This window comes from Acinetobacter septicus, assembly GCF_019355975.1.
In the GTDB taxonomy this organism is placed as follows: Bacteria; Pseudomonadota; Gammaproteobacteria; order Pseudomonadales; family Moraxellaceae; genus Acinetobacter; species Acinetobacter ursingii.
On record NZ_CP079898.1, the window covers coordinates 1,388,263 to 1,409,684 of the forward strand.

18 protein-coding genes and 1 pseudogene are annotated in these 21,422 nt (G+C 41.4%); 11 read left to right on the plus strand and 8 right to left on the minus strand.

From position 1 onward, the window contains the following. Positions 1-46 precede the first annotated feature (46 nt). The 3 genes and pseudogenes from I6L31_RS06640 to I6L31_RS06645 all read left to right on the plus strand — a co-directional run bounded on the left by I6L31_RS06640 (position 47) and on the right by I6L31_RS06645 (position 2,125). Positions 47-1,489, plus strand: coding sequence for a protein adenylyltransferase SelO (locus tag I6L31_RS06640; RefSeq protein ID WP_005002480.1), 1,443 nt, complete (start codon positions 47-49; stop codon positions 1,487-1,489). 137 nt (positions 1,490-1,626) lie between these two features. Further along, a pseudogene (locus tag I6L31_RS18300) lies at positions 1,627-1,698 on the plus strand (L,D-transpeptidase family protein); the annotation flags it as partial. 49 nt (positions 1,699-1,747) lie between these two features. Then, positions 1,748-2,125 (plus strand): MmcQ/YjbR family DNA-binding protein, encoded by a 378-nt coding sequence (locus I6L31_RS06645; protein ID WP_005002479.1) that lies wholly within the window; start codon positions 1,748-1,750, stop codon positions 2,123-2,125. A 47-nt stretch (positions 2,126-2,172) separates the two neighbouring features. On the opposite strand, the gene I6L31_RS06650 is transcribed toward I6L31_RS06645, so the two are convergent. Together I6L31_RS06650 and baeS are read right to left on the minus strand one after the other, a co-directional pair. Continuing rightward, positions 2,173-2,859, minus strand: a complete 687-nt coding sequence (locus tag I6L31_RS06650) for a response regulator (RefSeq protein WP_004992959.1) — start codon at positions 2,857-2,859, stop codon at positions 2,173-2,175. A gap of 6 nt (positions 2,860-2,865) precedes the next feature. Further along, the gene (baeS, locus tag I6L31_RS06655) at positions 2,866-4,563 is read right to left on the minus strand and encodes a sensor histidine kinase efflux regulator BaeS (protein ID WP_005002477.1); all 1,698 of its coding nucleotides are present in this window, start codon (positions 4,561-4,563) and stop codon (positions 2,866-2,868) included. Between the two features lie 129 nt (positions 4,564-4,692). Between baeS and I6L31_RS06660 the strand changes: the two genes are divergently transcribed. The 4 genes from I6L31_RS06660 (at position 4,693) to I6L31_RS06675 (ending at position 9,775) form a co-directional block, all read left to right on the plus strand. Further along, entirely contained in the window at positions 4,693-5,073 is a 381-nt protein-coding gene (locus I6L31_RS06660; protein WP_005002475.1) for a hypothetical protein, read from the plus strand. A gap of 289 nt (positions 5,074-5,362) precedes the next feature. Next, complete coding sequence (locus tag I6L31_RS06665; protein WP_004992950.1) at positions 5,363-7,165, plus strand: acyl-CoA dehydrogenase C-terminal domain-containing protein; 1,803 nt, start codon at positions 5,363-5,365, stop codon at positions 7,163-7,165. A 189-nt stretch (positions 7,166-7,354) separates the two neighbouring features. Then, positions 7,355-9,136 (plus strand): acyl-CoA dehydrogenase C-terminal domain-containing protein, encoded by a 1,782-nt coding sequence (locus tag I6L31_RS06670; protein ID WP_005002466.1) that lies wholly within the window; start codon positions 7,355-7,357, stop codon positions 9,134-9,136. A gap of 144 nt (positions 9,137-9,280) precedes the next feature. Further along, on the plus strand, positions 9,281-9,775 hold the full coding sequence (locus I6L31_RS06675; protein ID WP_004994692.1) for a phosphate-starvation-inducible protein PsiE: 495 nt from the start codon (positions 9,281-9,283) through the stop codon (positions 9,773-9,775). A 46-nt stretch (positions 9,776-9,821) separates the two neighbouring features. Here I6L31_RS06675 and I6L31_RS06680 read toward each other — a convergent pair whose 3' ends face one another. The 3 genes from I6L31_RS06680 to I6L31_RS06690 all read right to left on the minus strand — a co-directional run bounded on the left by I6L31_RS06680 (position 9,822) and on the right by I6L31_RS06690 (position 11,551). Next, positions 9,822-10,241, minus strand: coding sequence for an RcnB family protein (locus I6L31_RS06680; RefSeq protein WP_005002463.1), 420 nt, complete (start codon positions 10,239-10,241; stop codon positions 9,822-9,824). A 359-nt stretch (positions 10,242-10,600) separates the two neighbouring features. Then, a complete protein-coding gene (locus I6L31_RS06685; protein ID WP_005002461.1) occupies positions 10,601-10,951 on the minus strand; it encodes an RcnB family protein in 351 nt (116 codons plus the stop codon). Between the two features lie 147 nt (positions 10,952-11,098). Beyond that, positions 11,099-11,551, minus strand: coding sequence for an RcnB family protein (locus I6L31_RS06690; RefSeq protein ID WP_005002458.1), 453 nt, complete (start codon positions 11,549-11,551; stop codon positions 11,099-11,101). 173 nt (positions 11,552-11,724) lie between these two features. Here I6L31_RS06690 and I6L31_RS06695 point away from each other — a divergent pair, with 173 nt between their 5' ends. After that, positions 11,725-12,171 (plus strand): hypothetical protein, encoded by a 447-nt coding sequence (locus I6L31_RS06695; protein WP_004992938.1) that lies wholly within the window; start codon positions 11,725-11,727, stop codon positions 12,169-12,171. Positions 12,172-12,249: 78 nt separating this feature from the next. Here the strand turns inward: I6L31_RS06695 and I6L31_RS06700 are convergent, their stop codons facing one another. The 3 genes from I6L31_RS06700 to znuD (I6L31_RS06710) all read right to left on the minus strand — a co-directional run bounded on the left by I6L31_RS06700 (position 12,250) and on the right by znuD (I6L31_RS06710) (position 18,182). Further along, positions 12,250-13,713: a phospholipase D family protein gene (locus tag I6L31_RS06700; RefSeq protein ID WP_005002455.1), complete on the minus strand. Its 1,464-nt coding sequence runs from the start codon at positions 13,711-13,713 to the stop codon at positions 12,250-12,252. 144 nt (positions 13,714-13,857) lie between these two features. After that, complete coding sequence (znuD, locus tag I6L31_RS06705) at positions 13,858-15,888, minus strand: zinc piracy TonB-dependent receptor ZnuD (RefSeq protein ID WP_005002452.1); 2,031 nt, start codon at positions 15,886-15,888, stop codon at positions 13,858-13,860. Positions 15,889-16,109: 221 nt separating this feature from the next. Further along, positions 16,110-18,182: a zinc piracy TonB-dependent receptor ZnuD gene (gene znuD / locus I6L31_RS06710; protein WP_005002446.1), complete on the minus strand. Its 2,073-nt coding sequence runs from the start codon at positions 18,180-18,182 to the stop codon at positions 16,110-16,112. Between the two features lie 150 nt (positions 18,183-18,332). On the opposite strand from znuD (I6L31_RS06710), the gene I6L31_RS06715 reads away from it, so the two are divergent. From I6L31_RS06715 to I6L31_RS06725, 3 genes are all read left to right on the plus strand, one after another. Then, positions 18,333-19,106, plus strand: coding sequence for a DUF4184 family protein (locus I6L31_RS06715; RefSeq protein ID WP_004994714.1), 774 nt, complete (start codon positions 18,333-18,335; stop codon positions 19,104-19,106). A 141-nt stretch (positions 19,107-19,247) separates the two neighbouring features. Then, positions 19,248-21,026, plus strand: coding sequence for an aspartate--tRNA ligase (gene aspS, locus I6L31_RS06720; protein WP_005002444.1), 1,779 nt, complete (start codon positions 19,248-19,250; stop codon positions 21,024-21,026). 149 nt (positions 21,027-21,175) lie between these two features. Then, on the plus strand, positions 21,176-21,391 hold the full coding sequence (locus I6L31_RS06725; RefSeq protein WP_005002441.1) for a hypothetical protein: 216 nt from the start codon (positions 21,176-21,178) through the stop codon (positions 21,389-21,391). Positions 21,392-21,422 lie beyond the last annotated feature (31 nt).

The following is a 21,422-nucleotide window of genomic DNA, read 5'->3' on the forward strand; positions in this document are numbered from 1 at the left end:
AATTATTTGCTATAGTGCTTTTACAGCCCCTGATCCCTCCTTTGCCATGTATTTCAATTCACGTTATCCAGACTTAAGTCCAAAGCTTTATCATCAACAAATGCCTGTACCACTGAAAGGGGCTCAAGCAGGGCATTTTAATGCTGAACTGGCGGATGATTTACAATGGTCAGAACAAGATAAACAGCAATGGGTTGAAATTTGCAGTGGACAAAAAACCTTTGCAGAATTTCCGCCACTGGCTATGGTCTATGCGGGACACCAATTTGGACAGTGGGCGGGTCAACTCGGTGATGGTCGAGGCTTATTGATCGCTCAGATTTTGAATCGTTCAGGTCAAACTATCGACTTACATTTAAAAGGTGCAGGTCTGACGCCTTATTCGCGGATGGGCGATGGTCGTGCGGTGTTGCGTTCAGTGATTCGTGAATATCTGGCAGGACATGCTTTAAACAGTTTAGGTATTGCGTCGAGTAATGCGGTGGGTTTTACGACATCAAGTCAGGGTGTACAACGTGAAACACTAGAACAAGGCGCAATGTTATTACGCAGTTCCGATTGTCATATTCGTTTGGGGCATTTTGAATGGATCAATCAATATGCGCCTGAATTACTCGCAGAATTTACTCAAAAATGTATCGAATGGCATTATCCAGAAGCTATGGAAACTGAACAACCAATTCTGGCTTTTGCACAAGGCGTGATTAAAAACACGGCCAAAATGATCGCACAATGGCAACTGGTGGGATTTGCTCATGGGGTCATGAATACCGATAATTTAAATATAACTGGTTCAACGCTGGACTTTGGCCCTTATGGGTTTATGGAGCGCTTTCGCCCCAATTGGATCAATAACCACTCAGATCATCAGGGTCGTTATGCCTATCAAAATCAGCCAAGCATTGCGCATTGGAATTTATGGATGTGGCTCAACAATCTCATTCCTCTAGCCAAGCCTGAAGATAAAGAAAAGTTTAAAACGCAATTAGCCGATTGTCTCGAAGATTTTGAACCGACTTTTTTAGCAGCCTATACCGAAGGTCTATGTCAAAAAATGGGACTGCCTAATGTTCATAAAGATAGCTTTGACTGTGGTATGGCTTTTCTACGCATTTTGCAAACCGAACAACTGGATTACACGCAAAGTTTTCTGCGCCTACAAAATCAGCAATACAAAGCGCTTCGTGATGATTGTCTGGATATTCGTCAGTTCGATGAGTTTTTACAAAGTTACCATGCTATTCGTGAACAGCAGGATATTGAACAACTGAATGCTCAGATGCAACAGTCCAATCCAGTTTATATTTTAAGAAACCATATGGCGCAAAAAGCCATCGAACAGGCTGAGCGTGGTGATTTGAGTGAAGTCGAACGATTATTTAGTTTATTACGTCACCCGTTCACCCCACAACCTGAGCTGGAACGACCTGAAGATTTAGCACCACTTCCTAGCGATCTCCCTGAAGTGATGGTGAGTTGTTCGTCCTAATCAGGGTTGAAGAATAATCACAGTTATCCCCATTTTCTGTGGATAACATTGTGATTATCCACAGGATAATTTCTTATGACGAATCAAATATAAGTCTTTGAACATAATATGTAGAATAAACAACCAACTTATTATGACTGCCAAAAGATGACTGGACATGGGGTTGTGTTGCGGTGTCAAATCGTGACATGGATGAAATTTGGCAATGAGTCAAAAATAACACAACAATCGAGATCTATCCTTGTATGAGGAACATCAATGAACGCAGAAAAAATACAAAAATTGGCTATCCAGATTGCGCTGGAACAACCTGAAACTGTGTTATCTCATCCCTTTGGCCCTCAGTGTAATGTGATCAAGGTCTTTGACAAAATTTTCTTATTAACAGGCGAACTGAAGCAACAGAAGTTTATCAATCTCAAAATTAAACCAGAACAAGCAGATGAATTAAAAGAGTTATATCCCTCAATTACATCAGGCTATCACATGAACAAAAAACACTGGATTTCGATATTTGAGGGGCAGAATATTGACGCAGATTTTATTGAAGATATGGTTAAATCTTCATACGCGCTCGTGGTCAGTAAATTGAATAAAACCCAAAAAATGCGTATCAAGCTTCTGTCGAGTAAATAAGTAAATTTTGGATGAGCAGCAATCCATCATGCTGCTCATATTATTTTTTAATCTTCTGGATATTCAAAACGATAGCCAACCCCATAAACGGCCTGAATCCATTCATGACGATTGCCTGTATCCGCAGCCTCAGTCACCTTTCGGCGTAAGTTTTTAATATGACTATCAATGACACGATCCGCCACATCAAAACTATCTGGATTAATATGATCTAATAACTGTGCACGCGAATAAACCTGTCCGACATGTTCCAAAAACAATTCCAAAAGACGAAACTCAGTAGGCGTTAAACTTAACGATTTTTGTTGATACCAGATTCGTTGCTGCGCTTTATCAATTCGGAATAAATCATTTTGCTCAGGTTCTGCCTTACGGTCTAAACGACGCAATACCGCCTGTACTCGCGCAACCAGCTCTTTAGGACTAAATGGTTTACACACATAGTCATCTGCGCCCATATTTAAACCAAGCACACGGTCAATTTCTTCGGTGCGCGCCGTCACCATAATAATCGGTAAATCGGACTGTTCCCGAACTTTACGGCAAATGGTCAGTCCATCCATACGTGGCACCATCAAGTCCAATACCATTAAGCTAGGTTTACGCTGTAAAAAGCTATCATACGCTTCCTGACCATCATGAAACATACTGACTTCAAAACCTGCGGCTTGCAGATAGTCACGCACCAGATGAGCCAGTTCAACTTCATCTTCAACCAACATTACATGTTTCATCGTCAATTATTCCTTATGTATAGACTGTGTTTTTGGAAAGGTCAAAATACAGCGTAGACCACCCAGCGGTGAATGTGCAAAGCTTAAACGTCCACCCAAAGCCTGCGCAAGCTTACATGAAAGTGCCAGCCCCAAACCTGTCCCCCCTGTACTGCGGGTACGGGAATCATCTACACGGTAGAAGCGTTCGCCTAAACGTTGAAGCTGTTCATCATCGACACCCAATGGACTATCATCCACAATGACACTCCAATGCTGACTGGTTTCCTGCGTATGAATATGAATCTGGCCGCCTTGTTCAGTATAGCGAACACTATTACTCAGCAAGTTGACCATAATTTGTTTAAAACGGTCTATATCCAATTGTAAAAGTGTACCTTGACCATTTATAGAAACGTTAAGCCCTGCTTGTTCAAACTTCGGCTTAAAGTTATCAACTTCTTGTACCATCGCCTCCCATGGATTGACCTCGGTAAAATAACATTTTAGTTGCTGTGCATCTGCCTGAGCCAAATCACCCAAATCCTGTGTGAGTTTCTTCAGGCTCGTCACCTGACGCATCATGGCATCTAAATGTTCAGGGCTGGCTTTGCGAATCCCATCTTGCATGGCTTCAATCTGCGCCTGTAACACACTCAGCGGAGTTTTTAATTCATGCGAAGTATCCGCCACCCATTGTCGGCGTGACTGTTCATGTTGATCCAAAATTATCGCCAACTGGTTTAATTGTGCGGCCAGATCGCCGAGCTCATCATTCCGTTTAATCGTGACCTGATGTTGATAATTCCCCTGCGTCAATTCACGAGTGGCGTTCAATAAACGCTGAATTGGTTTTTTAAAATAGGTCGCGAGTAATAATGCCGCCACTAAACTTGCCAGTACAGAGAAAGTATAAATTAACAGTAAAAAGCGTTTTTGATTACTAAAGAAGTTGATACTTAAGGCATCATCCTGATCCAGTACAGGTTTTAAGCCCAAATAACCGACAACCTGATTACCAACCATAATCGGTCGAAAAGACAGTTGTTCATTCGATGGTTCACCAACGACAAACTGATGATGAACATCATACAGCGAAAGGCGTGAACTTAGCCCCAATCGGTCAGGCATGGAAATAAAGCGCTTTTTGCCGTCTTGCGGCATCATGCCCGCCATTTCAGAAAGACGGGGTGGTCGATGGGGATCTTTATTTTTGTCGTTGGGACGAAATAAATTTTGATTGGAACTGAGTGGAAATTTAAGCCCTTCAAATGGCTGATATTCAGAAGGTAAATTATCCTCAATAAATTTGCGTTCTTGCTCATCCAAAATTGGACGATTTTGAAACTCAATATTATGTGAAAGTTCTGGAGAAAGACTCAACAAGGTTTGTTCTTTAAACATCCGCTGTTGCAGTGCAATATCATATTGACGGCGCAACCACCAACGAGACAAACGGTCATAATCGTCTGGAGCAGCATCCCCTTCAATCTGTAAAATCTGCGCCTGAATCGCATTGCCCCAGTCATGATAAACGCTGTAAACATTGCCCAAATTGGTAATAAGATGATCCAGCTTTTGCATTTCAACATCTGCCACATATCGGGCAAAGTTTTTCTGCATGGTCCAATGCAAAACGCCCAGACTTAATGTAGTAATGACCAATGTAGTCAATAATACAGTCAGAAACAGACGCAAGGCGATGGGCACACGACGAATCTTCAAAAGTAAACTCTCATTTTTCTTCTATATTCACTATTGTAGCGAACACTCACTCAAAAAACTCTCCATTGTTTCTTCATGTTTATTACTTAATCTTTAATGCATGAAATCAACATAAATGTGGGGATCAAAATGAATAAGTTATCTAAAGTTGTCATGCTTGCTGCAACAGTGGTCACGATGGGAAGTCTAGCTGCCTGTCAATCTACAACAGGTCCGCAAGAACCACCCGCGCGTCATATGATGGATGACGGCCCTCAAGGCAAACATTTTATGAAACGTCATAAATTAACCCCTGAACAACGCGCTGAAATGCAGCAACGTCGTGCTGAACGTCAAGCTCAGTTTGAACAAATTCAACAAGCCTGTGTGGGTAAAACAGTAGGTCAAGCCATTCAAGTCAAAGTGGGTGATAAAACCATTGATGGAACCTGTCAAATACGTTTTAAACCGAACAAAATGGACGATCGCATGGCTCCACCTGCTCCAACCGCACCAGTTAGAGCCTCATAAGCAAAATCTAATCGTTAAAAGACGCGCAAGCGTCTTTTTTTGTGGACACAACTTTTTACGTTTTTTGACTATTCCTTTCATAAAAAATTAGATAAAAGTGTTTAGACTCAATGTACTTAGGTGTTTCAACAGCATTTTCTTTGACTTTACAGTCATGGATGTTCACGCGCAAATGCTTGTACATATAAATAAGTTGTTGCACGATGTAAAAGTAAAAGATGTGTCATCAGACACCATTATCGTTGATTAGGATTATAACTCTGGTTTAACCAGTATTGAGGAACCCGATATGCCACAATACAAAGCGCCGCTACGTGATATGCAATTTGTTTTGCATGAATTATTAAATGCCGAAGAACACTATGCAAAACTTCCTGCATTTCAGGAAAACGTAAGCCGTGAATTGGTGGATCAATATTTAGAAGCCGCTGCGGATTTTTGTGAAAACGAACTTTCTCCACTGAACCAAATCGGTGACCGCGAAGGTTGTACATGGAATGACGGCGTTGTCACCACACCTACAGGTTTTAAAGAAGCCTATCAAAAATATATCGAACTTGGCTTCCCTTCTCTTGCAGTGCCTGAAGAACATGGCGGTCAAGGTTTACCAGGTTCACTAGGGACTGCCATTTCTGAAATGGTCGGTGCAGCAAACTGGGCATGGGGCATGTACCCAGGTCTATCTCATGGTGCAGTACGTACTATTGAGCATCATGGTTCTGATGAGCAAAAATCAACTTATTTACCAAAACTTGTTTCTGGTGAATGGACAGGAACCATGTGTTTAACTGAATCTCATGCAGGTTCAGACCTTGGTATCATCCGCTCTAAAGCTGAACCAAATGAAGATGGTAGTTTTGCAATCTCTGGCGAGAAAATCTTTATCTCTGCTGGCGAACACGACATGGCTGAAAACATCATTCATATCGTGCTTGCGCGCTTACCTGGTGCCCCTAAAGGTACCAAAGGTATTTCATTATTTATCGTACCAAAATTCAATGTAAATGCTGATGGTTCTTTAGGTGACCGCAATGCAGTTCGTTGTGGTTCTATTGAACATAAAATGGGTATTCATGGTAACGCGACTTGCGTCATTAACTTTGACAATGCAAAAGGCTTCTTAATCGGACCTGAAAATCGCGGTTTACATGCCATGTTTACCTTCATGAATACTGCGCGTATTGGTACAGCGGTTCAAGGTTTATCTGCATCTGAAGCATCGTTCCAAGGTGCATTAGCTTATGCCAAAGATCGTTTGGCGATGCGTGCTCTTTCTGGTCCTAAAGCACCTGAAAAAGAAGCAGATCCGATTATTGTACATCCTGCTGTACGTAACATGTTATTGACTCAAAAAGCCTTTGCAGAAGGTGGTCGTGCTCTTGTTTACTTCTTGTCTCAATACGCAGACGTAGTTGAGCAAGGTACAACTGAAGAAGAACGCAAATTTGCGGACAATATTCTTTCGTTATTGACTCCAATTGCGAAAGCATTCCTGACTGAAACAGGTTCAGAGTCAGCCAAACACGGCGTACAGGTATTCGGTGGTCATGGCTTTATTTCTGAGCATGGCATGGAACAAATTGTTCGTGATACACGTATCTCTTGCCTATATGAAGGAACCACTGAAATTCAGGCACTTGATTTGTTAGGTCGTAAAGTTCTACAAACTCAAGGTGCGATGCTACGTGATTTCACCAAAATCATTCATAAATTTGTTGAAGCGAACAAAGACAATGCAGCCTTGAAAGAGTTTGTTGAACCTTTGGCTGCCTTGAACAAAGAATGGGGCGATCTCACCATGCAAATTGGTATGCGTGCGATGCAAAACCCTGATGAAGTCGGTGCAGCAGCAGTTGATTACCTATACTTCTCTGGTTATGTCACACTGGCTTATTTATGGGCACGTATGGCATTGGTTGCTCAGGAAACATTAGCGGCAGGTACAACAGATGTTGACTTCTACAACGCTAAAGTCACCACTGCACGTTTCTACTTCAAGAAAATCTTGCCACGTGTTCGTTCGCATGTCGATGTACTTTCAACTGGCTTAGAACCACTTATGGCATTAGATGCAGAACACTTTGCGTTCTAATCTGAACCTGCCTAACATGTGTGCATGAGTGAAAACAATTGCATACTAATAAAAAAGGACTGATCAGTTTTGACAGTCCTTTTTTTATCAAATCAATGTTAAATTAATGCCAATCAAAACATACTGATGACTTACATTTTCTGTGTAATATTAGACACATAAATGTAAAAAGAACAAAGGTGAACAACGATGCCAATTTACAACGCCCCTCTTGCAGATATGCGCTTTATCTTAAATGACGTATTCAAGGCAGAACAATTCTGGCAAGCCAATGAAAATCTGGCTCACATTGATGCTGCAACGGCTGAAGCTATTTTGGAAGAAATGGCTAAATTTGCACAAAACGTAACTTTGCCCTTAAACCGTACAGGTGACGAAGAAGGCGCACGTTATGAAAACGGCAATGTCTTTACCCCTGCTGGCTTTAAAGATGCATTTCAACAGTATGCGCAAGGCGGTTGGATCGGTTTAGGTGCAGATGAAGAATGGGGCGGTCAAGGCATGCCAAAAATGCTGACTGTTCTTGCCGACGAAATGCTATTTGCTACTAATCCATCGTTTATGCTCTACCCGCTTCTTTCTGTCGGTGCAGGTATGGCACTCAACAGTTATGCATCACAAGAGCAAAAAGAGACTTATTTACCTAAAATTTATTCAGGTGAATGGTCAGGTACTATGTGCTTAACTGAGCCACATGCAGGTACAGACTTAGGGATTATTAAAACCAAAGCTGAACCGAATGCAGATGGTACCTATAACATCACAGGTACTAAAATCTTCATCACAGGTGGTGATCACGACCTTGCTGAAAATATCATTCATTTGGTCTTGGCTAAAACACCTGATGCACCCGCAGGTTCACGTGGTATTTCGCTCTTCATCGTACCGAAATTTATGGTCAATGCAAATGGTTCAGTCGGTGAACGCAATGCGGTTGGTCCAGGTTCGATTGAACATAAAATGGGCATCAAAGCTTCTGCTACTTGTGTCATGAATTTTGACGGTGCCAAAGGTTTCCTTGTTGGTAAGGAAAACGAAGGTCTGGCTGCCATGTTCGTCATGATGAACTATGAACGTTTATCGATGGGGATTCAGGGTCTTGGCGCATCTGAATTTGCCTACCAAAATGCTGCTCAATATGCGACAGATCGTTTACAGGGTCGTAGTGCGGCAGGTGTACAATCTCCAAATAAACCAGCAGATAGTATTTTAGTGCATGGCGATGTCCGCCGCATGTTGCTGAATGCCCGTGCCAATAATGAAGCATCTCGTGCTTTTGCAGTGTATGTGGGTCAACAACTCGACATTACCAAATTTTCAACTGATGCTGAAGCTGTGAAGAAAGCCAATAATCGTGTTGCATTGCTGACACCGATCGCCAAAGCGTATTTAACAGATACTGCTTTCCAAGCGACGCTCGATGCGCAAATGTGTTTTGGTGGGCATGGTTATATTCGTGAATGGGGCATGGAACAATGTATTCGTGACCTGCGTATTTCACAAATTTATGAAGGAACCAATGGCGTTCAGTCACAGGATTTGATTGGTCGTAAAACCATTAAATCTGGCGGTGCATTTATTGCTGAATATATTGCCGAAATCCGTGATTTTGCCAATACGCTCAGTTCTGACCTGAACTTCATTAAAGATGCAACACTTGATGCAGCCACTGAAGTTGAAGCGGTAACTCAATTTATTTTGCAACAAGCAGCAGAAAATGTTGATTTCCCAAATGCAGCAGCCGTTGATTATTTACATGCTGTTGGCTTACTCAGCTTTGCCTATATGTTTGCCAAGATTGCAGCCGCTGCACAAGAAAAATCGGGTGATTTCTATCAAAATAAACTTTCTCTGGCTCAGTACTTTGTTGCGCGTATCCTGCCAGAACTTGAAACTCGCATCAAAAAAATTGAAGCAGGCTCTGAGTTAGTCATGAGTTTTAGTGAAGAATACTTTACCACTCAATCCTAATTGATTCTTTCAAATCAAAACGCCTGATTCATCGGGCGTTTTTTTATACTCTTAGACTTTCAAATTACGTCAATCAAAGCGTCATGTGCATGAAATTTGCTTGATATTTAATAACCATCATCTGTCAATATAAGAAGCTTAGTCATGCTCACTCCCAAGTCCCCCAAAAATCTAGAGGCTTTTCTGGATAAACTCGGTAATCGCGCCGTCGAAGCTTTTCATTATCTGGCGTTGTTTATTATTGGCTGTATGGTGGCATGGTCAGCAATTCATACCACCATCGATATTTTTACCGTTAAAAAATATGCCACGATTGACGATATTTTATTGTTATTCATCTATTTAGAACTTGGCGCAATGGTTGGAATTTATTTTAAAACCAACCACATGCCAGTGCGATTTCTCATTTATGTTGCCATTACTGCACTGACTCGTTTATTGATCTCAGATATTCAACACAACCATCAAGCCGATGTTGATCTGCTGATCGTGACAGGCTCGATCTTGATCTTGGCTATCGCGATTTTAATCGTCCGCTATGCATCATGGCATTATCCATCTGTCATTCGGGATAAACATCAGGAACGTCCATTGGCCAAAGGAGAAACCCCGCGACCAGAAGATGATGAATTGGCATAAAAAAACCACTACCCTGCTCAGATAATGGTGTTTGAGAAAAATCGTATTAATGCCCGCCAAAAAGAATCTGGGCAATAATTCCTGTAGCAACAGCGACTAACACATAGCGTCCATCGATATATGCCCAGCGGTGTTGCGGTGGAGGCGGTGGCAGTTGATAGTCATACCAGTTATTCACATAATAGCGTTCCGCTAAATATTGCGGTGGCAACCGATAACCGGGTCTAAAATCATGTACTCGGTAATATCGTGGCGGTGCATAATAGTAACGATTTTCAATCACCTTAGGTGGCGGTGGTCCATAAGCTCGCCAATCGTGACGATGCCAATCTGCATGTCGATCTGGCCCGCCATGATAATGCCCCCAACCATGTCCACCCCAATCTGGAGGCGGTGGATCAGCCAGTGAAAGTGTGGATAAACCAAGCATACACACACAAAGTGAAACGGAAATGATCCTTTTCATATCCAGTTGTCCGCAATAACACCAAGTCTAAAGTGTAGAAAATGCTCTGGGAGAAATCATGAATAAAAGACCCATATCTGCAATCAATTGTTATGATTTTAGTGGGTTGTAATACGCTTCATATTTCATTGTAAATTAACTTAAAAAACCTCCATAAATCTAAGTAAAGAGGACACTTCAAGCTTTGGCACAGGCTTCATCGTTAAGTCTCACTTCAGTGATGAAATCGGCTTTCTGCGTAAAATTAAAAAGACTGAGTCCTGTACAGAACTCAGTCCTTAGAAACCGCTTAATCAAACCATCCAAATTTAGGAGGGGCAGATCATTACGATGCTGAATTTTATGATGATTCAAGTAATTTATCGAACTGCATAAATACGATGGTTACTATTTGATACCAGTAAATAGCGACCATCTGCTCTTACCCAATGATAGCCACGTGGCGGTGCAGATAAGCGCGAATTACGCCAATTTGATACATGATAACGGTTGTTACTATATTGATAAGGTAAGCGATCGCCCTTTCTAAAACTCACATAACGATCACGTTCATGATGTGAATTTGACCATTTTGGTGGTGCTTTAGGCGGAGCGTGATGATAATGACGATCTACACCACGATATTGATTCCAGTCATTGGGTGCTGCCATCGTGGTGGCTGAAATACCCAAAGCCAGTGCAGCGAGTGTCATCTTCATTGATACGTTCATGAGTTCATCCTCTTATGATCTGTCTCCAGATTAGGCGACAGTCAAGGAGAAAGCATGGATGAAAAGCCTGAGTTTGCTAAAGATTGTAAGTCTGCTTTCTTAAAGATGAAGAATATGTAACAAAGCATGATCGAGTTTCATATTGAATTAACGTACAAGCTCAATACGAAAGTTATCGTCTGAAATCAGTAAATAATGCCCGCCTACTGAATACCAGCGTGTTCCCCATGTTGGCTCGTCAAGCTGATGTCCAGACCAGTCATTGAGATAATATTGTTCATTACGATATTCAACAGGTAAAGTATTGCCACGAACAAATACATAGCGTTCAGTTCGATACTCATACTGAGTATGAGGCTGGTAGTGATATTCAATATAACTCCCCTGATGAGGTCGCTGCGGATAATGAGGATAATGTCCATTTGATGGAGGACGATGCCCATAATAAGGCGGTGGAGGTCGATTCCATTGCGGTGGTCGTGACGGTGGTTTAGGACGTTCTACACCACGATAATTTCCCCATTGATTTTCAGCCACACTTACAGTGGAGAGACTGAGTAAGATCGCAACCATACAGGCATATACACCATAAATACGCATCGTATCGCCCCTCTTATTCCTTAAATACCTTATTATTTTAGCTTAAAAAACAAACAATTTCTGCATAATAAATGTAGGTTTCATTTAAAGTTGAACTGCGTGGCATGCTTCACATTTCTTTATTGAAAAAGCCGCTATACTAGAGGTTCCTTGTATGACTGGATTGAGATCTTGTGGCTGAATTAAGTTTTGAACGCCTTTATCAATTTTTTAGTAAAATACCAAGCATTCAGGAAAGCCGAATCGATGCACATGGCGCAGATGGCAAAGATGCATGGTGGTTTAAATTTCAGATTGATGTTGAACATCCGCTAGCTTGGCAAACGGTGCAAGAGCTGGGACATGTGTTGAATTATTTATCGACCAATGAACGGTTACCGACCCAGTTTTTTCCAGTTTCTCCTCCACCTTATATGAATGGTGAACCAAAAGAATTTTTGGCGTGGGTCATTCAATGTAATCATCCAGATTTTACGCCAGATGTTGTGTGTGACTGGCTCGAAGCACGTTTACCCAATCCTGTAGAAGATGAAAGCCAATGGAAAATTTCAACCGATTTGGCAGGACTGGATGAATTATCAGCTCAAGAATTGGATGAACTAATTCCTCCAACGCATTAACAGCCGATATAAAAAATCAAAAAGAGAGCAATAATCTCTCTTTTTGATCAGCATTGGATTCGCTTTTAAGCAAAATCATTAAAAAGTAGAAAGTCCAGACCATTCCATAAAACGATAGGTCCAATATTTGAGCTTGGATTCATCTGCATATTTGGAATAATCGACACTCATTTGACGACCATTCAGATTTGACCATGCAGTATTAAAGTAACGCTCTGCATCTTGAAAAACGGCATCCTGAGTTTGTCCTTGCACCAACATATCCGTTTCCAGATTATAATTTTTCAAATTACGTGCAGTAAAATTAGCCGAGCCTAAAATCATCTCAGCCTGAGTCGGGTTAGATTTAATGATCATTTTAGTATGGCATTGTTCACCATGGGTGTCACACCAACGCACAGGAACGCCTGCAGCATGTAACTCTGAAGCCACTTGACGATTGGGAATGCCATTTTTTTGACGTCCAAAAGCATCTTTATTCGGATCAAGTAAAACCCTTAATTTCACGCCACGTTTTTGCGCTGCTTTTAAATCATTCACAATTTGACGTTCGGACAAATAAAACATCGCCAGATCAATTTGATCGTTGGCTTTTGCGGACTGAATTAAATCCACTACCGCATGATATATTGCCGCTTCAGTCAAAACCTGAACTTGGGGCGCCTGATGACTGGCGTTGATTTCACCCATCACCATCATAGGTGATGAACCCGCAGACATTTGCGCCACACTTTGTTCAGTTTTTAACAGATCCATGGCTGTTGGGCCTGACACTAATAAAGCGACATTGGAATGACGTGAACTGCCATCATGCGGATTGGCTGAAGTCACTAATGACTTCCAGCCATCATCGGTATCGACCACCAATGTTTTACGATGATTTGCCTTAAAATTAGCCAGTTGCAAATAACTGCGTAAAGTAATTTTTTCCTTGCCAAATGGATTTGGTAACCAGCCCTTTTCAGGATTATTGCCTAAATCCTGACAACAGAGATACCAGAGTCCAGACCAAGTTGGATTCGAGGCGCGCAATGGAGTGAGGTTAGTTTCGATGATATCAATGCCTGCCTGACGTAATTGTCGATAATGTTCAGGCAAGATACCGCCGTAAACCGAATTAATCGGATCAGTAATCAGCGTAATTTCAACATTGGGAGATTCTCGCCGTTTTTGAATCAAAGCTTGGGTAAGTTGCTGTGTTAATGGTCGCTGCGTCAGCTTGGATTCACCTGTTTCTGAATTAAATAAGAACATATCCAGAACAATGGTGGTTTTCGCCTGATGGATCAGATTCAAAATTTCATCAAAAATTTGATGATCCTGCTGCTGTTGACCTTGAGCATTCAAATAAGTTTGATCAGAAAGAAATTTAACCTCTGCATGGCGTAATTTACCCGTAAAATTTAAACCATCGGGTAATGGTTTATAGACATGATAAATCGCGGAAGCAATATAACTCAGGGCTAACACACCTGCGATCAGTGCAACGTAACGACGCCCCGACCAATTCAGCTTTTTGTGAATTCGTTGAAAAATACGCATAACAAACAACCTAAACAATTAGGTTCAGGCTAGAGTTTATTTCCTTATTTTTCAAGACACATTTGGTTAAATTGGCTTATCTCAAGCTGCAAAAATATAAAAGGAAGACGTCGTGTCTTCCTTTAGTTAAAAAATCTGAGCAATTTAAAAATTAAAATCGACACCCACACTGAAGTTTCGACCTATTTGTGGCACATCAGACAGGAAAGACTCGTGTAAATAGACTTTACTATCGAGCAGATTATTGGCTTTGGCATATAACTGGTAGCCTGTTTTTTGGTTCAACTGCCCCTGATAAGCCAAGCCCAGATTCACCATGTTATAACTCTTGCCTTCGGTTTCGTAGTTGGCAAGATCATCCTGATGAAAGACATGATAGTACTCGGCTGTACTAGAGTATCCTTCACCAAAATCTGCCTTAATACGTGTGCCCATTCGCCCACCCGGAATACGCGGTGCATTACCATTATCATCGAGCTTGGCACGCACATAATCGCCAAATAAGCCTACATTGTAGCGCGCACTCATCTGGTAGCTAATATCACCATCAACGCCATAAAAACGTGCATCTGTTTGATCATAATGTATAGAACGAAAATCTCCCTTACGGTCGATGGTATTTGCATAGATAAAGTTATCAAACCAATTATGGTAAACACTTAAATTGTACTGAAGCGCGTCTTGGTCGCCATGGAAACCCAAATTGATATTATTGGATTTTTCTTGTGTTAATTCATCATTACCAAATTCGAAACTTTTAGTGGGTCCATGTAATCCTCCATTCGAATATAATTCCTGAGCCATTGGAGAACGTTCTTGATGCGATGCATCAAGTGAAATTTTATGATTCGGTGTAAATTCCCAAGCGCTTTCACCTGCAACAGAATAGGCCGTACCATTAAAGTTTTTCTGATCTGAATCCACACTTGTATCTTGATGATCAATACGTGTAGAGAGTTTCGTCGTAACTGGACCAAACTGTTTTGTCTGTAAGGCAAATAAGCTGTAACGTTCGGTGTCTGTGGGTGCCATCAGAGCTTCTTCGCCATCAATGGTCAGTTTTTGGCGAGTAAATTGTGCGCCCATTTGACCATTCCAACCTGCCCACGGATGATTGTCTAAAACAATACGCATATCTGTACCTGTACTATGAAACAGTGTAGCTGGCGTATCGCCATCCATTTCGGCATGTTGATACGTCGTGTGGTTGGCCTGAGCAGTTAAGCGGCTAAATCCCACAAATGGATCATTCAATTGGGTTTTAACGTCATAACGTTTTTGTTTTAAATTAATCCACGATGAACTTCCATTTTCACCGTCGTCCTCATGTTCCGCAGGAATGGTCAACATCATGTTGTGGTCAGGTTCCCAGTCTGAATCGACATCTCCAGGAATACCATATTTATCATGACGTTCACTATAGGAAACTCCGGTATAACCACGATCATAAATCCATGACAAGCCTGCATGGTAATCATTGGATTTAGCAAAAGTGCTTTGTTCACGGCGTGAATCATTTTGTAGATCATTCGGTAAAATATAGTTATTGGCATCGCGTTTGACAGCACCCAGATTTAAAGCAACCTGACGCCCCAAACCGATTGTGGTATCACCCGAATAAACCAAACCATCATCACCCGTGTTATAACGCGCACCTATACGCCCTTCATAGCCATTTTCAGGCATTGTTTCAGGAATTTTATGATCGATCACATTGACCAAACCACCAACAGAACCCGCACCATACATTAATGTTTCAGGACCTCTTAGGACTTCGATCTGATCTGCCGAATTAGGATCGACCGTGACTGCATGATCAGGTGAAACCGAAGAGACATCCAGTGGATCACCCCCATTTTGAGTAATCTTGACACGTGCTCCATCCTGACCTCGAATCACAGGACGGCTTACGCCCCCCGTATATTGAGCTGAGTAGATACCTGCCTGACCATTTAAGGCATTGCCAATCGTAGTTGCACCCTGAACCAATTGATCTTTCCCGATGACCGTGTCACCTGCTGCATGATTGAGATGATCTTTTGGCGTAGACTGAGCTTGCAATTCAATTGTAGGTAAATCATTGACATCGACTTCCTGTTGAGAATTTTGCGCAAAAGCATGTTGTATAGACAATGAAAGAATAGAAAGTGCAAATATATGTGTTTTTTTAAACATGATGATCATCCAGATGCTAATCACATGTTACGTTATAATATATTATATATTTTTCAAGAGAATTCAGTGCGGTATCATTATTTCCATTAGCAATATGACTTTTATGGTTTCGACAATAAATTAAGTCAAATTTAAGCAAAAGATGAATAGAACAATATAACATTTCAAAAACATGAAGCCTATACCATAGGCTCCATGTGAATATTTAAAAACCACTGCTTTTAGAAACTAAAATCGATCCCCAACGTAAAGTTTCGTCCAACTTGAGGGATGTTGGATAGAAACGATGCATGGTTATACACCGTTTCATCCAGCAGGTTATTGGCTTTTAAATAAACCCGATAATCCGTTTTATTACTGACTCGTGCTGCATAGGCGACCCCTAGATTCACCATGTTATAGCCGTCTGTCTCAGTTTCATAAGCGGCGATTTTGTCTTGGTTAAACACGTGATAATACTCTGCCATTCCAGAAAAACCGTCTCCAAAGTCCGCATCAAAACGTGTTCCTAAACGTCCTCCAGGCATACGTGGTGCATCACCTTCAGCATCAATTTTCCCGCGAACATAATCTCCAAACAATGTCGTTTTATAACGTGGAGAAAGTTGATAAGAGATTTCACCTTCTACCCCATAGAAGCGTGCTTCATCTTGTGTGTATTGCACAAGTCGGAAGTTCTCATAACGATCCAGTGTACGAGCATAGATATAGTCATCAAACCAGTTATGGAATACATGCACATGATAATTCAGCTTGTCCGTATCGTAATGAAACCCCAGTTCGATATTATTGGATTTTTCTGGGTTTAGATTTTCATTGCCAATTTCATAAGTATTGGTGGCGAGATGTTTCCCGTTGGCATAAAGCTCTTGTGCCAGTGGCATACGCTCCTGATGTGAAGCGACTAATGACAATTTATAATGAGGTGCAAATAACCAATTGGCTGCACCTGAATAAGAAAAAGTATGGTCATCATAATCTTTTTGCGACGAATCAATATCAATTTGTTGCTGATCAAAACGTGCTGCCACTTCAAAATGTACATCTTTCCACTGCGTATGTTCTAAAGCAAATACGCTCCATTTATCCGTAGTACTCGGCCCTGCAAAGATGGATTCTTCACCGGTAATATCCAGCTTTTGACGGCCAAATTGTGTACCTAACACCCCTTCCCACATGCCAATCGGCTGATGCACCAACTCTAAACGCGCATCATAACCTGTACTTTTAAATGTCGTTGCAGCTTCACCTTCTTCAATTTCATCATGTTTATAGTCTGTATAACTGGCCTGTGCCCGTAACTTTTTAAAGCCTGCAAACGGATCATCTAGCTCTGTTCTAAAATCATAACGTTCAGATTTGAGGTCGACCCACGGGCCAGCATGATCATGTCCATCCTCATCATGATCATGACCGTCGTGATCATGATCATCATCATGGCCATCATGCCCACCACAATGTAGATGTGTACCATGCGGATGACAGCTTTCATACTCATGGCTATGACCCGGCAAACCGTATTGATCCTGACGATTGGTATAAGAAACTCCAGTAAAACCTCGATCATAGATCCATGACAAACCTACACTGACGTTCTCTGATTTGGCAAAGGTATTATCGACTCGACGCTCTCTTTCACCTTCATGAACATAATCAGGTGCAATATAATTGTTAGCATCACGCTTTAAACCTTCAACACGTAGCGCGACCTGATCACCCAAACCAACTGTAACTCCCGCAGCTGCTAACTTTTCATCGCTGCCTGTGTTATAGCGCAGTCCAATCTGCCCCTCATATCCACCTTCAGGCATTTGAGTTGGAATTTTACTATCGGTAACATTCACCAACCCACCCACTGTACCTGCACCGTACAGTAAAGTTGAGGGCCCTCGAATAATTTCAACTTGCTTCGCCAAAATTGGATCGACTGTGACGGCGTGATCGGGAGATAAAGTGGAAACATCCATCGTTTCAGAGGCATTGTCTAAAACTTTGACCCGCGCACCATCTTGCCCACGAATAACGGGACGACTTGCACCTGGTCCAAACTGATTGGAATAAACCCCAACTTGTTGACTTAAAGCTTCACCAATTGTTGCGCCACCCTGCCGCAATTGATCATTCTTAATAATATTGTCAGCAGCCGCATAATCCACAGCACTTTGCACCAGAGGATGTGCGCTAACTTCGATAGTTTCTAATTTTTGTATCCCAGTTTGTTGCTCTGCTGCGTGTGTTACGCCACAGATCGCTGCAAATAACGATACAGTCAGTGCATTCTTTTTAAAGAACATATAAAGCCTCGAATTCTTAAAATCTTAAAATCTTCTTAATTTTTGTTATAATATAACATTTCATTTGTTTTGCAATAAAAAACATTCATTCATTCTCTAAAGCTTTACACTCAGACCCGATCTTGATCCAAAATTTATTTCTTTATATTTATGCCTTTTACTTTATCCCATGCGGTTCTTGCTCCCCCTATCGCCAAAATCACTCGATACAAATTGCCCATTGGTGCGTTGGCAATAGGCTGTATGACACCAGATTTAGTGCGATTATTTACAGATGAAAATGTCACGATAAGCCATGAATGGGCAGGCTTAATTATTCCAGATTTAGTGCTTGGACTTATTTTTTGCGTACTGTGGTATGTACTGTATCGCCCTGTGTTGTATTACTGGCTCTCTCTACAAGATGATTTAAATCTAGCTACTTTTAATCGGTTCTGTAGTTTTTGTATGGCTTGTATATTGGGAGTCATCATAGGCTGTGCAACACATATTCTCTGGGATGGACTCACGCATGACGATTTTAGAACCTTTGCATTTCAAGGCTTACTCAGTCAAGACATCTTATTTTTAGGGCGAACTTATCCTATTCATCGTTTTTTACAACTGTCTACCTCTCTCATCACTTTGCCGATTTTAGGCTGGTTGTGTTATCGCTACATGATTGAATATCGTATTCAAAAGCAACGCGCATCATATCAATCATTAAGTGTTGCGATATTTCTCTCGTTCGCTGTAGGCAGCTATTTTCTTTTTAGCTATTGGCAACAACTCGACACTCAACTCTGGCATACAGATACCTATGCCGTTACAGGCAAAGCGATTAATTATTTTTCACGTGGTTTTCTCATCAGTTTTAGTTTGAGCTGCCTCATTTTTATTCTGGTGAAATGGTTTAAGGCATTTAGCGCCCAAAAACAGAATTAAGCTTTCAATTTGCTGTGTTTTTTGCTGTTTTACGCTCAAGTTCTTGTGAGTGCTCCTTCAAAAAGGCATAATCGCTGATTCACTGGCGGTACGCTGTTTACGTATACGCCCCTACAGCCAATATAGTTTGGATTTTAAAATATGATGCGAACTCATTACTGTGGCTCTTTAACAGAAGCCCAAATTGACCAGACCGTAACGCTTTGCGGATGGGTACACCGTCGCCGTGATCACGGTGGGGTTATTTTCCTAGACATGCGTGACCGTGATGGTTTAGTCCAAGTCGTGATCGACCCTGACACCCCAGAAGCTTTTGCAACCGCAGACAAAGCGCGTTCTGAATTTGTTCTTAAAATTACAGGTCGTGTTCGTCGTCGCTATGCAGGCACTGAAAATGCCAATATGGTCAGTGGTCAAATTGAGGTTTTGGGCAAAGAAATTGAAGTTCTTGCACAATCTGAAACACCGCCATTCCCATTGAATGATGACAATATCAATGTCTCTGAAGAACATCGTTTAAAATATCGTTTCCTTGATATCCGTCGTCCTGAAATGTTAGAGCGCTTACGTTTACGTTCTAAAGCAACGACTTTAATTCGTAACTATTTAGATGACAATGGTTTTCTAGACGTTGAAACACCAATTTTGACTCGTGCAACACCAGAAGGTGCGCGTGACTATTTAGTCCCAAGCCGTGTTCAAAATGGAAGCTTCTACGCCCTACCGCAATCACCACAATTATTTAAACAATTGTTGATGGTGGGTGGTATTGATCGTTATTACCAGATTGCCAAATGTTTCCGTGACGAAGACTTACGTGCGGATCGTCAACCAGAATTTACCCAAATCGACATTGAAACATCATTCTTAAATGATGATGACATTATGGATTTGATGGAAGGCATGACCGTTAAATTATTTAACGATTTGCTTGGGGTCAAGTTCGATAAATTTGAACGTATGACTTATAACGATGCCATGCGTGATTACGCATCTGACAAGCCAGACATGCGTATTCCACTAAAATTGGTTGACGTTGCTGACTTAATGCAAGACGTTGAATTTAAAGTTTTTGCAGGTCCAGCCAAAGATCCTAAAGGTCGTATTGTGGCTTTACGTGTACCAGGTGCAGGTTCATTGCCACGTAGTGCGATTGATGAATATACTAAATTTGTCGGTATCTACGGTGCGAAAGGTTTAGCTTATATTAAAGTCAATGAGCTAGAAAAAGGCATTGAAGGTTTACAATCTCCAATCGTGAAGTTTATTGAACCGATCGTACTTGATCTGCTTAAACGTGTCGGTGCAGAAAATGGTGACATCGTATTCTTCGGTGCGGATAAAGCCAAAGTTGTGAATGATGCGATGGGCGCGCTACGTGTTAAAATCGGTCATGACCTAAAACTTACAACATGCGAATGGGCGCCACTTTGGGTCGTTGATTTCCCAATGTTTGAAGAAACTGACGATGGTAAATGGACATCGGTTCACCATCCATTTACTTTGCCAAAATCAAGCGTTGAAGAAGTTAAGTCGAATCCTGGTGAGGCACTTTCTGTTGCATACGATATGGTGCTTAATGGTACTGAAATCGGTGGTGGTTCACTACGTATTTATACTTTAGACATGCAAAAAGCGATTTTTGAAGCTTTGGGTATTGGTGAAGAAGAAGCCGAAGAAAAATTCAGTTTCTTGTTAAATGCATTGCGTTATGGTGCTCCTCCGCACGGCGGTTTGGCTTTTGGTCTGGATCGTTTAGTCATGCTAATGACAGGTGCTTCGTCTATTCGTGATGTGATTGCATTCCCGAAAACCAAGACAGCTGAATGTCCATTGACGCAGGCACCTGCACCAGTGGAACCAAATCAGTTACGTGATTTGGGTATTCGTTTGCGTGAGCAGCCTAAGAAAGAAGATTAACTGACTGTAAAATCTTTAAAAGAAGCCAGCAATATGCTGGCTTCTTTGTACTCGCATGAGCCATGTCGCAACAATCATCATGACATGAATTGAGATTGATTCTCTATAATGGCATAATAGGTCTTTGCTCTCCCTTGGATTCATTCAATATGGCTATGCGTCCTGAAGTACGTCGTCGTACCCTTGTTCTTGTTGCATTTTCACTCATTCAATGGGGATTTGTTTTATATATTTTAAATAACCAACTGTTTAATTTAGATACCTATCAACGTATTTTATTATTCTGCGTAAGCTGCTTAGGTGGTGGTTTCCTCATTATGGCCTCATTACTTTATATGGTCATTAAAGGTAATGCGGATCAATAATTTTGGCCTAATCTTTTGATTTTCACACTGC